Source organism: Acidovorax sp. HMWF029 (assembly GCF_003060895.1).
Taxonomy (GTDB): domain Bacteria; phylum Pseudomonadota; class Gammaproteobacteria; order Burkholderiales; family Burkholderiaceae_C; genus Acidovorax.
Window position 1 is genome coordinate 1 of the sequence record NZ_QAIH01000035.1, and the last position, 1,116, is coordinate 1,116.

Annotated in this window: 1 protein-coding gene; it reads right to left on the bottom strand. The window is 55.9% G+C overall.

Features of this window, described 5'->3' with window-relative positions; translation table 11 throughout:
• Nucleotides 1-539: 539 nt before the first annotated feature.
• Entirely contained in the window at nucleotides 540-1,001 is a 462-nt protein-coding gene (locus tag DBR12_RS02345) for a hypothetical protein (protein ID WP_108615771.1), read from the bottom strand.
• Nucleotides 1,002-1,116 lie beyond the last annotated feature (115 nt).

Consider the following 1,116-nt stretch of genomic DNA (forward strand, 5'->3'; position numbering starts at 1 on the left):
ACTTTTTTCGATCGCTTGATTCCTATGGCGCACACAGACCGGAAGGAGCCGCCGCAAGCATCCAACGGCTTGCCCCACCTTTACTGCTCGCAAAACACCCTTAAATGCTGGCTACCGGGTGCATCGCTTCGCCATACGCGTAATTTCTCATAATTACGCAAAATAACAAGCAAAAAATGCGTGTTGAAGGGTTCGGTTACACAAAAGTGGGGGATTGCGGCGGCGGAGCAACGTGAGGGGCGCTGGGCGGGCTGCGCCTGGACGCGAAAAAAAGGCCTCACACAGCACTCCGGCACACTGCCGGACCCAATCTCAGCGCGCCTCAGTCTGCCTGCGCCCAGTGAAGGCGGGGTTGTGATCGGAGTCCAGTGGCAGACCACCGGGTCAGAGTATCTTCTTGCTCTTGCGCACGGCTGTTGTCGGCAAGGAGCAGCCGCTCACCGCAAATGGAAGCGGACGTTCAACGTTCGAGCTGCCCGGCGCGCAGCATGCGCCGCGAAGCGGCATTCTGCTGCTGCGTGTCCGCGCCGAGCGACCCGTTAGACATCGCGCGCACCCTCTCGATCTTCTATTGTGGATAAGACATTGGCGACTAGCTTTTTGTCCATGGCGATCCAGGATTGTGTCCCCTGCAGCAGAGCTCCGCGTATTTCAGCAACCTTCTGCGTCATCTTCAGAAACCCAATCCACGTCATACCCGCGTAGCCGTTGGACAACAATGCGTGAGTCGGCTGGGTAGCAGCGGAAGCCCATTCCCCATTGTTTGGGATGGTTACCTTCCTCATCAAGACTCTATCTTCATCTCCCAAGACGTACGGGACGCCAGGTTGAGCAGCTGCAGGCATTGAGCCCCTGTCGATTGGAACAAACACCTCCCGTGCGACCATGAGGCGACAAATGAGTTGAAGATCTTCGTTTCGCTTGTGCTCGGCGTAGTCGAAGATCACCTGCTCCAGATCGCGCTTATCAGGCTTGGGTTTCCTATTTAGGAATGAGAACATGGCTCTAATCGCGCTGTCTAACGATTAGCGTTTATCTGACGCGAGACAAGCTGCAAGCAAAGCACACCGGCATTCATATCGTCAGATAAACCTCGTTGGAGTAAACCGCGGCCCA

What these genes read in the sequence shown, in the direction of transcription:
- DBR12_RS02345 (WP_108615771.1), bottom strand. Translation starts at nt 1,001, where the DNA reads ATGTTCTCATTCCTAAATAGGAAACCCAAGCCTGATAAGCGCGATCTG.